Annotated in this window: 10 protein-coding genes and 1 tRNA gene; 10 read left to right on the plus strand and 1 reads right to left on the minus strand. The window is 73.4% G+C overall.

Annotated elements, in window-relative coordinates; genetic code table 11:
* The 10 genes from dnaA to Q5761_RS00050 all read left to right on the plus strand — a co-directional run bounded on the left by dnaA (position 1) and on the right by Q5761_RS00050 (position 13,757).
* Positions 1-1,371, plus strand: coding sequence for a chromosomal replication initiator protein DnaA (gene dnaA, locus Q5761_RS00005; protein ID WP_318750732.1), 1,371 nt, complete (start codon positions 1-3; stop codon positions 1,369-1,371).
* A 339-nt stretch (positions 1,372-1,710) separates the two neighbouring features.
* A complete protein-coding gene (dnaN, locus tag Q5761_RS00010) occupies positions 1,711-2,820 on the plus strand; it encodes a DNA polymerase III subunit beta (protein ID WP_318750733.1) in 1,110 nt (369 codons plus the stop codon).
* 25 nt (positions 2,821-2,845) lie between these two features.
* A complete protein-coding gene (recF, locus tag Q5761_RS00015; protein WP_318750734.1) occupies positions 2,846-4,129 on the plus strand; it encodes a DNA replication/repair protein RecF in 1,284 nt (427 codons plus the stop codon).
* Positions 4,126-5,526, plus strand: coding sequence for a DciA family protein (locus Q5761_RS00020; RefSeq protein ID WP_318750735.1), 1,401 nt, complete (start codon positions 4,126-4,128; stop codon positions 5,524-5,526). The genes recF and Q5761_RS00020 overlap by 4 nt, the downstream gene beginning before the upstream one ends.
* 56 nt (positions 5,527-5,582) lie before the next feature.
* Positions 5,583-6,029, plus strand: coding sequence for an extracellular matrix regulator RemB (remB, locus tag Q5761_RS00025; protein ID WP_167758842.1), 447 nt, complete (start codon positions 5,583-5,585; stop codon positions 6,027-6,029).
* 115 nt (positions 6,030-6,144) lie between these two features.
* Positions 6,145-8,052, plus strand: a complete 1,908-nt coding sequence (gene gyrB / locus Q5761_RS00030; RefSeq protein ID WP_318750736.1) for a DNA topoisomerase (ATP-hydrolyzing) subunit B — start codon at positions 6,145-6,147, stop codon at positions 8,050-8,052.
* Between the two features lie 236 nt (positions 8,053-8,288).
* Complete coding sequence (gyrA, locus tag Q5761_RS00035; protein WP_318750737.1) at positions 8,289-10,721, plus strand: DNA gyrase subunit A; 2,433 nt, start codon at positions 8,289-8,291, stop codon at positions 10,719-10,721.
* 308 nt (positions 10,722-11,029) lie between these two features.
* Positions 11,030-12,136 (plus strand): AIR synthase family protein, encoded by a 1,107-nt coding sequence (locus Q5761_RS00040; protein ID WP_318750738.1) that lies wholly within the window; start codon positions 11,030-11,032, stop codon positions 12,134-12,136.
* A 202-nt stretch (positions 12,137-12,338) separates the two neighbouring features.
* Positions 12,339-13,619, plus strand: coding sequence for a serine--tRNA ligase (gene serS / locus Q5761_RS00045; RefSeq protein ID WP_135224617.1), 1,281 nt, complete (start codon positions 12,339-12,341; stop codon positions 13,617-13,619).
* A 51-nt stretch (positions 13,620-13,670) separates the two neighbouring features.
* Positions 13,671-13,757: transfer RNA gene (locus Q5761_RS00050), tRNA-Ser, on the plus strand.
* A gap of 90 nt (positions 13,758-13,847) precedes the next feature.
* Here the strand turns inward: Q5761_RS00050 and Q5761_RS00055 are convergent.
* Positions 13,848-14,117 carry a DUF2619 domain-containing protein gene (locus tag Q5761_RS00055; RefSeq protein WP_135224618.1) on the minus strand — a complete coding sequence of 90 codons (270 nt, stop codon included), beginning with the start codon at positions 14,115-14,117 and terminating at the stop codon, positions 13,848-13,850.
* Between the last annotated feature and the right edge of the window lie 39 nt (positions 14,118-14,156).

Consider the following 14,156-nt stretch of genomic DNA (forward strand, 5'->3'; position numbering starts at 1 on the left):
GTGGTGAAGGGCGAGCTGGCCGAGGTGTGGACGGAGGCGCTTCAGCTCATCGAGCGCCAGCTGACCCGGCCGAGCTACGAGGCGTGGTTGCGCAACACCCGACCCGTGTCCCTGGAGGGCGACCGCCTCGTCCTGGCGGTCCCCAACCAGTTTGCCCGCGACTGGGTGCTGGAGCGTTGCTCCGGCGCCATCGTGGACTCCTTGCGGCGCGTGGTGGGTCACGATGTCCGCCTCGAGGTGGTGGTCGAACCGCAGCCCGCGCCGCCGGCCACGGGCCAGGTGGCCGCCGCCACCGAGGCGCCGCTGGCACCGGCGCCGAGCGACGCCGGTTCGTCCTGGCGCACCCTCTCCCAGCCCCTCAACCCGAAGTACACCTTCGAGACCTTCGTGACGGGCTCGGGCAACCGTCTCGCCCACGCCGCCGCCCTGGCCGTGGCCGAGGCGCCCGCCCGCACCTACAACCCCCTCTTCATCTACGGGGGGGTCGGTCTCGGGAAGACCCATCTGATGCAGGCCGTGGCCCACCACGTGCTGCGCAAGCACGGCAGCCGGGTGGCCTACGTGTCCTGCGAGACGTTCACCAACGAGATGATCAACGCGATCCGCGACGGCAAGACCCTGGAGTTTCGCAACCGCTACCGCAACGTGGACGTCCTGCTGGTCGACGACATCCAGTTCCTGGCGGGCAAGGAGAGCACGCAGGAGGAGTTCTTCCACACCTTCAACGCGCTCCACGAGGCGAACCGCCAGATCGTCATCTCCAGCGACCGGCCGCCCAAGGAGATCCCCACCCTGGAGGAGCGCCTCCGCTCCCGCTTCGAGTGGGGCCTGATCTCCGACATCCAGCCGCCGGACTTCGAGACGCGGGTGGCGATCCTACGGAAGAAGGCCCAGCTGGAGAAGCTGCACGTCCCGGACGACGTCATCGCCTTCATCGCCGAGCGCATCGACACCAACATCCGCGAGCTGGAGGGCGCGCTGATCCGGCTGGTCGCCTTCGCCTCGCTGACCAACCACCACATCGACCTGGACCTGGCGCAGGAGGTGCTGAAGGACATCCTCCCGCCGCCCCGGGCCAACAAGGTCACCATCGCCCGCATCCAGGAGGTGGTGGCCGAGTACTACGGCGTCAAGGTGCGCGACCTCAAGGCGCGGCGACGCACCCGGGCCATCGCCTTCCCGCGCCAGGTGGCCATGTACCTCTGCCGCGAGCTGACGGAGGCGTCCCTGCCGCGCATTGGCGAGGAGTTCGGCGGCCGCGACCACACCACCGTGCTCCACGCCTACGAGAAGATCAGCCACGACATGCGCCACGATCCCCATCTGGGTCGCCAGATCAAGGAGCTGATGGACCTGATCCGCAAGGGCTGACGGACGAACCGGCCCCCGACGGGGCCCGAGGGGCCTCCCCCGGCGCGGCCGTCGGGCCTCCCGCGGGCCGCCGCCCCGCGGCCGGGCCGGTTCGTCCCGGCCTGTGGACCGCCTGTGGACCGGCGGTGGATCATCGGGGGACAGGATGGGGCCCGCCGCAGGAGTCGCCGGCCCGCCGGGGAAAGTGGGGAAAGCGGGGCACCGTCATCGACAGGTTGTCCCCGTCTCCGACACCTTTCGACATCGGGGCGCGACGGGCTTTTCCACAGTGCCCACAGCCCCTACTACGACTGCGACGAAGGGGACGATCGTCATCCCGCAGTGGAGGAGGAGGCCACCTTGCGGCTCGTCATCGACCAGGCCGACCTGCACGCCGCCCTGCAAGTGGCCATCCGCGGCGTCGCCACCCGTTCCACGCTGCCCGTCCTCTCCGGCATCCTGCTGGTGGCGGAACCCGAGCAGCTGCGGCTGGTGGCCACCGACATGGAGCTGACGGTGGAGGCCCTGGCCCCCGCCCGGGTCCAGGAGGAGGGCGCGGTGGTGCTGCCCGGCCGCCACCTGGCCGAGATCGTCCGGCGCCTGCCGCCCGGCGAGGTGCACCTGGAGCTGGAGGGCCTGCGCGCCCGCCTGATCCAGGAGCGCTCGCAGTTCACCATCCACGGCACCGATCCCGGCATCTTCCCCGCCGTGCCGCGGGTGGGTGCCGGCACCACCGTGCTCTTCGACAACGGCGCCCTGCGCGGCCTCCTGCGGCGCACGACCTTCGCCGTCGCCACCGACGACTCCCGGCCGATCCTGACGGGCGTCAGCTTTCGCGCCCAGGGCGACCGGCTGGAGGCGGTGGCGACCGACGGGTTCCGCATCGCCGCCTGCCGCATGACCCTGGAACGCCCGGTGGAGGGAGGGGCGGCGGCGGCCGTCATCCCGGGTCGCAGCCTGGCCGAGGTGGCCCGGCTGCTGCCCGACGAGGGGATCGGCCGGATGCTGCTGGACGAAACCCAGGCCGGCTTCCAGCTGGGGGAGGTGCGGCTGATCACCCGCCTGCTGGATGGCGCCTACCCGGACGTCCTCGGACTGGTCCCCTCGGAGTACCCCACCCGGGTGCGCCTTCCCGCCCGCGCCTTCCAGGAGGCGTGCGAGCGGGCGGCCCTGCTGTCCGACAGCCGCCAGGCGGCCCGGTGGGTGATCCGCCTGTCGGTCGAACCCGGCCGGTTGGTGATCACCGCCAGCGACCCCGAGGTGGGGGAGGCGCGGGAGGAGATCCCCGCCGAGGTCGACGGCGAGGGGATGGTCATCGGGTTCAACGCCCGCTACCTGATGGACGGGCTCAAGGCCATCGAGGCCGAGGAAGTGCTCTTCGAGCTGACGGAGCCCCTCAAGGCCAGCCGCCTGCGCGGCGTGGGGGAAGACGAGTTCGTGTACATCGTGCTGCCGGTCAAGATCTCCTGAGGTGGGCCGCCGGGGAGGGGGGCGCGTGGTCGTCCGGCGGGTGGTGCTGCGCCAGTTTCGCAGCTACGAGCAGGCCACCCTGGAGCTGGAACCCGGCCTCACCCTGCTGGTCGGGCCCAACGGGGTCGGCAAGACGAACCTGCTGGAGGCGATCCACTTCGCCGCCACCGGCCGGTCGCCGCGCACGCCGCGGGACGCCGAGCTCATCCGCGAGGGGGCCGCGGCCTGCTACGTCCGCCTGGAGTGGGACGACCCCGTCGCCGGACGGCGCAGCGTCGAGGTGGCCTTCCACCGGGAGCGGGGGAAGGCGCTCCGCCTGGATGGCCGGCCGCGCCGTCGGCTGGCGGACCTCCACGGGGCGCTACCCGTGGTCTACTTCGCCCCCGAGACCCTGGCCCTGATCAAGGGCGCGCCCGCCGCACGCCGCGACTTCCTCGACCGGCTGCTGGTGCAGGTCGTCCCCGGCTACGGCGCGCTGCTCAACGACTACCATCGGGTGCTGGCCCAGCGCAACCAGCTGCTGCGCGACATCCGGGCGGGTCGCGCCGCGGCGTCGCTCCTGGGGATCTGGGACGAGCCCCTGCTGCGACACGGGACCGCCATCCGCCGGCGGCGCCGCGACCTGGTGGACGAACTGGCCCCGATGGTCGCCGCCGCGGCGGCGCGGATCGGCGCCGGCGGCGCCCACGGCCCGGGCAAGGTGGAGATGGTCTACGTGGTGGGCGACGCCGTCCCCGCTGGGGGAGGGCCTGGCGCCGGGGACGGCGATGCCCGACCGACGGGGCCCGCCGCGACCGGCCCCGCTGGCGCTGCGGCGGGCGGCGGTCCGCCCGCCCCGGCCCCGGAGGAGCCCGGTGATGCCGGGATGGGGCCGCCGGCGGCGGGCGAGGGGGAGGTTGCGCCGCACGGACCGCTCCCCGACCCGCGGGAGGAGCTGCTGCGCGGCACCACCCTCTGGGGGCCCCAACGCGATGACGTCGTCCTCCGGTTGGACGGACGGGATGCGCGGGCCTTCGCCTCCCAGGGTCAGCAACGCGCCCTGGCCCTGGCGCTGGTCCTGGCCGAGGTGGAGCTCATCCGACGCCGGCTGGGCCGCTGGCCCGTCGTGCTGCTGGACGACGTGCTCTCCGAGTTGGACGGGCGGCGGCGCCGACAGCTGCTGGCCCGGCTGGCCGGCCTCCCCCAGGTGATCGTGACGGCCACGGAGGAGACCGACTGGCCCGAGGCACCGAGGCCGCGGGTGATCGCCTTGCCCCTGGGCGGGAGCGACGCCGGGGGGTCCTGCGCCGCCGGGCGGGAGGAGCCATGAGCAAGGAGCCACCGGATGTGGGAGGCTGCGGGGGCCGCGTGCCGGCCGGGCACCGGGACGGGGCGGCGAGCGCCTCCGCCGGGGGCGGTGCGACCGACAGCGGACGCGGTGGCCCCACCCGCGCGCCCATCCGTTCCGAGGTGCCCCATCCGGGCCGGGGGCGCGGGGGCGCGGCGCCCCTGGGTCCGGTGCTGGATGCCCTGTTGGCCCGACTGGGGCTCGCCACCCAGGTGCGGCGCCATCGGGCGCTCCGTCTGTGGGACCAGGTGGTGGGACCGGTCATCGCGGCGCGCGCCCGCCCCTACCGGCTGACGGGCGACGTGCTGTGGGTGGCCGTGCGCCACCCCGGGTGGGCCCAGGAGCTGGCCTACCTCAAGGCCACCATCCTGCGCGATCTCAACGCCGCGGTGGGCGGCCCCGCGCTGCGGGATCTGCGGTTCACCACCGGGCCCGGCCCCCGGCAGGGTCCTGCCCGCCCGACGACCACCAGGGGGGCCGCGGTGCCGCGCTCCCCCGCCTGCGGCGATGGGGTCGGCCAGGCCGCCGCGACCCGGGCGCCCGACGGCGCGGCCGCGCCGGAGACCGGCATGACCGGGCCGCCGGTCACCGCGCCGCGGGCGGCGGCTTCCCAAGCCCGGCCGGCGCCGGGGCCGCCGTCCACCGGCTCCTCGAGCCCACGGGGGGAGGGCGCGGGGGGCGCCGCCGCCGGGGCGTGCCAGGATGCGGAGTTGCAGGCGGCGGCGGCGCGCTGGCTGCAGGCGGCCCGGCGGCGCCGCCGGTGGGCGCTGGAGCGGGGCTGGCAGCCGTGTGCCAGCTGCGGCAGCCTCTATCCGCCCCATCCGGGCCGATCCATGGCGGTGGCCGGCGCCGGGCGCCATGGGGGGAACGGGTCCCCACGCTTGGAGGCCTCGTCGGGAGAAGCCCTCTGCCCCGCCTGCCGGGCGGCGCGGCAGGAGGCGTTGCGCCTGCGGGTCCGCACCCTGCTCGAGCGGGACCCGTGGCTGGCCTGCGGGCAGGTGGCGGCAGCCCTCGGGGAACCGGTGGAGGCGGTCGCCCGCCTGTACCGGGAGGAACGGACGGCGCTCCAGGAGCACTGGCGAGCCCGGCTGCGCGTGGCCGCGACGCGGCTGCGGAAGGGGGAGCCGCCCGCGGCGGAGACCCGCTCCCTGCTCTTGCGATATGCGCTGTTGCGGACCGGTGCCGACCCGGGGCGACTGGACGGCGCCGCGGCCCGCGAGGCGCTGGGGCCGCGGCTGGCACCGCTGTGGGACGCGTGCTTCGGTCCCCCGTCGGCGGGCAGCGGCCCGTCCCCCCGCCGCCCGGCGGCCTCGCCGCGGCCCGCCCGTCGCGGGGCACGCCCGCCGGCGGGATCCGACGCCGGCGACCGGCGGCGGTGAGGGCAGGACCCATGCCGGCGCGGCCGATGCGGTACCCTCAAGGTGGGGGGTCGACGGTGTTCCTGCACATTGGTTCCGACGTGATCCTGCCCTACCGGGAGATCGTGGTCATCCTCGACGCCCAGCTGCTGCGGCAGTCCGCCGCGGTCCGGGACCTGGTGGCCCTGGCCCAGGTGGGCCGGCGGGTCGTCGACCTCGCCCAGGGTCAACCGCGCTCCATCGTGGTGGCCGATCGGGGCGTCTACCTCTCGCCCATCTCGGTGCTGACCCTGCGGCGCCGGGGCAGCCTGCGGCTCGAGGAGCAGGTGGGCGGTACGGAGCCCGCGGGCGCGGAGGGCGAGGGGTCGGCCGGGCGCGCGGCGCCGGCCCTGGCGCCGCGGCGCCGCCCCCGCAAGGGGCGGGGGACGCGGGGCGCCGGTGCCCGGCGGGCCGGCATGCCGGCGTCGGACGGGCCCGGCCCGGGACGGGTGCGCGGGTCGGAAGCGCCGCGAGGGCGGGACTGAGGCCGCTTCTGGTATAATCTACGCCGTGTCTGACGGGTTCTCCCGGGGCGCGCGTCGCGGCGGCGCCGGGAGGCCGGGTTCGTCCACATCCCACCCGCGATGAGGAGGCTCGGGCGTGGCGCGCACGGGCTACGACGAGAGTCAGATCCAGGTCCTCGAGGGCCTGGAGGCCGTCCGGCGGCGGCCGGGGATGTACATCGGCTCCACCGGGTCCCGCGGGTTGCACCACCTCATCTGGGAGGTGGTGGACAACGCCGTCGACGAGGCGCTGGCGGGCCGCTGCACGGAGATCGTCGTCACCCTGCACGCCGACGGCAGCTGCAGCGTGCGCGACAACGGCGGCGGCATCCCCGTGGGCATCCACCCCAAGGTGGGCAGGCCCACGGTGGAGGTCGTCCTGACCATGCTCCACGCGGGGGGCAAGTTCGACGGCCAGGCGTACAAGGTGTCCGGCGGTCTCCACGGCGTGGGCGTGTCGGTGGTCAACGCCCTCTCGGAGTGGCTGGTGGTGGAGGTGCGTCGCGACGGCCGCATCCACCGCCAGCGCTATCGGCGCGGCAAGCCGGAGACGGAGCTGGAGGTGGTGGGGACCACCGACCCCGCGGACACGGGGACCTACGTCCGGTTCAAGCCCGATCCCGAGATCTTCGATGACACGGAGTTCAAATACGAGGTCGTCGTCGGGCGACTGCGCGAGCTGGCCCTGCTGAACTCGGGCCTCTACATCGAGCTCGCGGACGAGCGCACCGGCGAGCGCAACCTGTTCCAGTTCATGGGCGGGCTGCGCTCCTTCGTGGCCCTGCTCAACCGCACCAAGGAGCCCCTGCACCCCGAGCCCATCAGCCACAAGGCGGAGCGGGACGGGGTGGAGGTGGAGATGGCCCTCCAGTGGACCACCTCCTATGTCGAGACCCTCTACTCCTTCGCCAACACGATCCACACCCACGAGGGCGGAACCCACGAGGCCGGCTTCAAGATGGCCCTCACGCGGGTGGTCAACGACTACGCCCGCAAGGCGAACCTGCTCAAGAACGGCGACGAGAACCTCTCGGGCGACGACATCCGCGAGGGGCTGACGGCCGTCCTCAGCGTCAAGTTGCCCGAACCCCAGTTCGAGGGCCAGACCAAGACCAAGCTGGGCAACTCTGAGGTCCGGGGCGTGGTCGATTCCGTCACCGGCGAAGCCCTGGCCACCTACTTTGAAGAAAACCCCCAGGTGGCGCGGCGGGTGGTGGAGAAGGCGATCACCGCCATGCGAGCCCGCGAGGCGGCGCGCAAGGCGCGGGAGCTCACCCGGCGCAAGTCCGCCCTCGAGGTCACCGCCCTGCCGGGCAAGCTGACCGACTGCACCGTCCGCGACCCGGCGATGGCGGAGCTGTTCATCGTGGAGGGCGACTCGGCCGGCGGCTCCGCCAAACAGGGCCGCGACCGGCGCTTCCAGGCCGTGTTGCCCCTGCGGGGCAAGATCCTCAACGTGGAGAAGGCACGGCTGGACAAGATCCTGGCCCACGACGAGATCCGCGCCCTCATCACCGCCATCGGCACCGGCATCGGCGAGGACTTCGACATCGGCAAGGCGCGCTACCACAAGATCATCCTGATGACCGACGCCGACGTGGACGGCGCCCACATCCGCACGCTGCTGCTGACCTTCTTCTTCCGCTACATGCGGCCGCTGATCGAGGCGGGCTACGTCTACATCGCGCAGCCGCCCCTCTACCTGGTGCGGATGGGCAAGGAAGAGCATTACTTCTACGACGACGACCAGCTGGAGGCCTTCTTCCGCCAGATCGGCAAGCGCATGCCGGCCCAGCGGTTCAAGGGCCTCGGCGAGATGAACGCCGAGCAGCTGTGGGAGACCACCATGAACCCGGAGACGCGGACGCTGCTGCAGGTGACGCTGGACGACGCCATGGCCGCGGACCAGATCTTCTCCATCCTGATGGGCAGCCGGGTGGAGCCGCGGCGGGAGTTCATCGAGCAGCACGCCCGGAAGGTGCGGTTCCTGGACACCATCGGCTGAGCCGCCGACCCCGCCGAGCCGGTTCGTCCGCAGCCCGAGGGCCGCGGGGGTGCGGCGGCGTCGCCAGCCCCTGACGGCCTCGGGCCGTCGACGGTCCGGGGACGAACCGGCACGGCCGCGAGGAGCGGCGTGGCCGCGCCCGGGAACGCATCGCGGGTGCCACGCCCGTCGGCGAGGCCGACCCCGTCCCGGTCGCGGCGCGGGCGTCGCCGCTGTGGAGGACGAGGAGCGACGCGATGGCAGAGTACACCCACGGCAAGATCCTCCCCGTCGACATCGAGGAGGAGATGAAACAATCCTACATCGATTACGCGATGAGCGTGATCGTCAACCGGGCGCTGCCCGACGTGCGGGACGGCCTCAAGCCGGTCCACCGCCGCATCCTCTACGCCATGCGGGAGGGGGGCAACACCCCGGACAAGCCCTTCAAGAAGTCCGCCCGCACCGTGGGTGACGTGCTGGGCAAGTACCACCCCCACGGCGACGCCGCCGTCTACGACGCCCTGGTGCGCATGGCCCAGGACTTCTCCATGCGCTACCCGCTGATCGAGGGCCACGGCAACTTCGGCTCCATCGACGGCGACCCGCCGGCGGCCATGCGCTACACCGAGGCGCGCCTGAGCCCGCTGGCCATGGAGCTCATGCGCGACCTGGACAAGGACACCGTCGACTTCGTCCCCAACTTCGACGAGACGGAGCAGGAGCCGGCCGTGTTGCCGGCGCGGTTCCCCAACCTGCTGGTCAACGGCGCCGCGGGCATCGCCGTGGGCATGGCCACCAACATCCCGCCCCACAACCTGCGGGAGGCCATCGACGGCGTCATCCACCTGATCGACCACCCCGACGCCAGCGATCGCGATCTGATGCGGGTGATCAAGGGGCCGGACTTCCCCACCGGCGGCATCATCGTGGGGCGGGAGGGCATCCGCCAGGCCTACACCACGGGCCGGGGCATCATCACCATCCGCGCCCACGCCCAGATCGAGACGTCGGCCAGCGGCAAGGCGCGCATCGTGGTCACCGAGATCCCCTACGAGGTGACCAAGAGCAAGATCATCGAGAAGATCGCCGAGCTGGTCCAGGAGCGGCGCATCGAGGGGATCACCGACCTGCGGGACGAGACGGACCGCTCGGGGCTGCGGGTGGTCATCGAGCTGGCGCGGGGCGCCAACCCCAACGTGATCCTGAACCAGCTCTACAAGTTCACCCCGATGCAGGTGAGCTACGGGATCATCCTGCTGGCCCTGGTGGACGGCCAGCCCCGGGTCCTCACCCTCAAGCAGCTCTTGCGCCACTACCTGGACCACCAGAAGGACGTGATCGTCCGGCGGACGCGCCATGACCTGGAGAAGGCGGAGGCCCGGGCCCACATCCTGGAGGGGCTGCGCATCGCCCTGGACCACATCGACGCGGTGATCACCCTGATCCGCCAGTCGCGCACCGTCGACGAGGCCCGCACCGGGCTGATGCAGAACTTCAACCTGACGGAGAGGCAGGCCCAGGCGATTCTGGACATGCGCCTGCAGCGCCTGACGGGCCTGGAGCGCGAGAAGGTCGAGGAGGAGTACCAGGAGCTGCTCAAGGAGATCGAGTACCTGCGGGCGGTCCTGAACTCCGAGAAGATGGTGCTGGACATCATCAAGCAGGAGCTGGGCGAGATCCGCGACCGCTTCGGCGACGACCGGCGCACGAAGATCGTGGCGGGCGCCGCCGAGTTCGAGGTCGAGGACCTGATCGCCGAGGAGGACGTGGTCATCACCCTGACCCACCGGGGCTACATCAAGCGCCTGCCGGTGGACACCTACCGCAGCCAGCGCCGGGGCGGCCGGGGCGTCGCGGGCATCCAGACCCGCGAGGAGGACTTCGTCGCCCGGCTCTTCATCGCCACCACCCACGAGAACCTGCTGTTCTTCAGCAATCGGGGCAAGGTCTACCACCGCCGGGTGCACGAGATCCCCGAGGCGGGGCGCACGGCCCGCGGCACGGCCGTGGTCAACCTGATCGAGATCGAACGGGACGAACACGTCACGGCCGTGATCCCCGTGCGGGACTTCGGCGAGGACCGCGACCTCCTGATGTGCACCCGGCGCGGGGTGGTCAAGCGCACCGCCCTGGCCGAGTTCAGCCACATCCGGCGGGGGGGGCTGATCGCCCTGGCCCTGGACGCCGGGGACGAACTGGTGGCGGTCGAGCTGACCGACGGTCGCGGTGACGTGCTGCTGGTGACCCGCCAAGGCCAGGCGATCCGCTTCCCGGTGGCCGAGGTGCGGCCCATGGGGCGCACGGCGCGCGGCGTGATCGGCATCCGCCTGGACGACGGCGACGAGGTGGTGGGCATGGCGCTCGCCGAGGACGACGCCCACCTGCTGCTCATCACCGACCTCGGGTTCGGCAAGCGGACGCCGGTCCGCGACTTCCGCGTGCAGGGCCGCGGCGGCAAGGGGATCCGCGCCATCACGCTGACGCCGCGCAACGGCCGCGTGGCCGGCTTCCAGGTCGTGCGGCCGGGCGAGGAGGTCATGCTGGTGTCCCAAGGCGGCATCGTGTTGCGCGTGCCTGCGGAGCAGGTGTCCATCCAGGGGCGGGCCGCCCAGGGGGTCACGGTGATGCGCCTCGAACCCGGCGACCGGGTCTCGGCGGTGGCGACGCTGGCCCAGAAGGGCGAGTGACGGGGCGTCGCCTGCGTCGCGGGCTTCGGGTCACGGGTCGCGGGGCGGCGCCGGCGGCCGTAGGGGCGCGGCCGGCGGCCGTCCGCCACGGCGGCGGTCCCGGGCCGCGGCGGGCGCGGTGCGGTGAACCGTCGCCGCTCGCCGCCCGCGACGGCGCCCCGCCGTCGCGCGCCGCCGGAGCGGGCTTGGCGCCCGCGCCGTGCTTGCCTTGGCGCCGGACCGGGCCGAGGCGGCCCCCGAGAACAGGTCGCCACCGCCATCGGGACGAACCGGCCGACGAGAGACCCAGCGGGGGAGGCCCACGCGCCATGGACACGGAACCACGGCGAACGGCGTCGGGGGACCCGGGCGATCCGAAGGCGGCCGCTGCCGTCTTGCCGGAGGGCAAGCTGCCGGCTTCCCTCCTGGAACGCCTGGTCCTCCCGCGAATCGGGGTCCGGCGTCGCGAGGTGGTGCTCGGTGCCGCCCCGGGCGAGGACGCGGCCGCCTTGGACCTGGAGGGTGAGCTGTGCGTCGCCGCCAGCGATCCCATCACCGGGGCGGGTCACGACGCGGGCTGGCTGGCCGTGCACGTCAACTGCAACGACGTGGCCGCCACCGGCGCCGAGCCGGTGGCCGTGCTCCTGACCATCCTGCTGCCGCCGGGGACGCCCGCCGCCGTCCTGGAGGCGATCATGGCCGGCGCCCAACGGGCCGCGCGGGAGGTGGGCTGTCAGATCGCCGGCGGCCATACGGAGGTCACCCCGGGCCTGGCCCAGCCCCTGGTGATGGCCACGGCCCTGGGCCGCACCGCACCGGAGGGCCTGATGCCGAGCGGCGGCGCCCGGCCGGGGGACGTGCTGCTGATGACGAAGTGGGCAGGCTTGGAGGGCACGGCCATCCTGGCCACCGACTGCCGGCGGGCCTTGGCGGCCCGGGGTGTCCCCGGGGCCGTGCTCGATGCGGCGGCGCAGCTGGGGCGGTGGCTCAGCATCGTGCCGGAGGCGCGGCTGGCGGCCCGGCGCGGCGCCCACGCGCTGCACGACGTCACCGAGGGCGGCGTGCTGGGCGCCGTGTGGGAGATGGTGACGGCGGCCCGCCACGCCCAGGGCGACGCGGTGGGCTGCATCGTCGAGGCGGCGGCCGTCCCCGTGCGGGACGAGACCCGGGCGATCTGCGCTGCGGCGGGGGTGGATCCGCTGCGGCTCATCGGCTCCGGCGCGCTGGTGGTGGCGGCTCCGCCCGAGGCGGGGGCCCGGCTGCAGGCGGCGTGGACCGAGGCCGGCATCCCGGCGGCGGTGATCGGCCGGGTGACGGACGACGGCCGGTTGCGCGTGATCACCGAAGAAGGGTCCGAGCAGCCCCTGGAGGCGCCGGGGACCGACGCGTTGTGGATCGCCCGGGCGCGGCTCGGCGGCGACGGGACGCCCTCGTGACCGGGAAGGCCGGCGGGCGACCGCCTGGGGCCGCCGCCGGCCGGGACCGGGGGCGGGCGGCCGGGCCGTGGCGCGACCCCCATCCCGGCCCGAGCCGTGCGTCCGACGGCGGCGACCGGCGCCGCCCTCCGGCTGCGGCGGCTGCGGAGCCGATGCGCAGACCTGGGCCGGGTGGGGATCGGAGCGAAGGGGGGAACGGCTGTTGCTGGACTTGCGGTTCGTGCGCCAGAATCCGGAGGTCGTGCGCGCGGCGCTTCGCCGGCGGCGCGTGGAGGAGGGCGATCTGGACGCGCTGCTGGAGGCCGACGCCCGCTGGCGCCGTGACCTCCAGCGGCTGGAAGAGCTGCGAGCCCAGCGCAACGAGACCTCGGAGGCCATCGGCCGGTTGCGACGCCAGGGAGCCGACGCCAGCGAGCTGATCGCCGCCATGCGGCGCGTGGGCGAGACCATCAAGGAGCTCGAAGAGCGGGTGCGTCGGCTGGAGCAGGAGATCCAGGAGCGGCTGCTGCGCATCCCGATGATCCCCGATCCCGACGTGCCCGAGGGCGACGACGCCGAGGACAACGTGGAGGTGCGCCGCTGGGGGGAGCCGCCCCGCTTCGACTTCGAGCCCAAGGCCCACTGGGATCTGGGGCCGGCCCTCGGCATCCTGGACTTCGAGCGGGCGGCCAAGATCACCGGCGCGCGCTTCACCGTGTTTCGCGACCGCGGCGCGCGGCTGGTGCGGGCGCTGATCCAGTTCATGCTGGACCTGCACACGCAAGAGCACGGCTACACCGAGGTGCTGCCCCCCTTCTTGGTCCACCGTCAGAGCATGGTCGGGACGGGTCAGCTGCCCAAGTTCGAGGACGACGCCTTCCGGGTGGCGGACTCGGACCTCTTCCTGGTGCCGACGGCCGAGGTGCCGGTGACCAACCTCTACCGCGACGAGATCCTGGACGCGGCGCAGCTGCCGATCTACCACGTGGCCTACACCCCGTGCTTTCGGGCGGAGGCGGGGTCGGCCGGCCGGGACACCCGCGGCCTGATCCGCCAGCACCAGTTCGACAAGGTGGAGCTGGTGAAGTTCGTCCATCCCGACCGCTCCGCCGAGGAGCACGAGCGGCTGGTGGCCGATGCCGAGGCGGTGCTCCAGCGACTGGGCCTGCCGTATCGGGTGGTGCTGATCTGTACCGGCGACATGGGCTTCGCCCAGGCCAAGCAATACGACCTGGAGGTGTGGATGCCCAGCTACGGCCGCTACGTCGAGATCTCCTCGTGCAGCAACTACCGGGACTATCAGGCGCGCCGTGCCAACATCCGCTTCCGGCCCGAGCCCGGCGCCCGGCCGCGGTTCGTCCACACCTTGAATGGATCGGGCCTGGCGGTGGGCCGGACGCTGGCGGCGTTGCTGGAGAACTACCAGCAGGCCGACGGCAGCGTCGTGATCCCGGAGGCGCTGCGCCCGTACATGGGCGGCGTCCAACGGCTGCAGGCAGGTTGATGGCGCCGTGGCCCGTGATACAATCCAAGGTGCCGCAGCGTCGCGGTGCGTGGAAGGGTGGCGGAGTGGTTGAACGCGGCGGTCTTGAAAACCGCAGTGGGCGCACGCCCACCGTGGGTTCGAATCCCACCCCTTCCGCACGAGAGGGCCCGCGCCGCCTGGGCGGGGCGCCGCCGGTCCGGGCGCGTGGGCTGGGGGTTGCTGGCCCCGCGCCGCGCCGATGCGCGGTCACAGGCGGGTGCCGATCAGAATCAGCGCGACGCCGGCGAGGATCAGCGCCAGCTTCAGGGGCGGCATGGCACCCGCCGCGCCGGCGAGCCCGATGGCCGTCGCAAGCACCATGGCCAGGGGACCCACGGCGGCCAGCAGGGCGTTGATCTCCAGCGCCCGGTCGACGCGGGCGACCCGCCAGATGAGCAAGGCGGCCAGCACCTCGAGGCAGCCGGATACCAACCGGGTGAGGGCCATGCCGGTCGCATAGGGGTCGTTGTGGGCCACGGGCGTCCCCTCCGTTCCGTCACCACCGTACGCCGCGAC

The organism is Thermaerobacter composti, from assembly GCF_033582035.1.
Taxonomy (GTDB): Bacteria; Bacillota; Sulfobacillia; order Thermaerobacterales; family Thermaerobacteraceae; genus Thermaerobacter; species Thermaerobacter composti.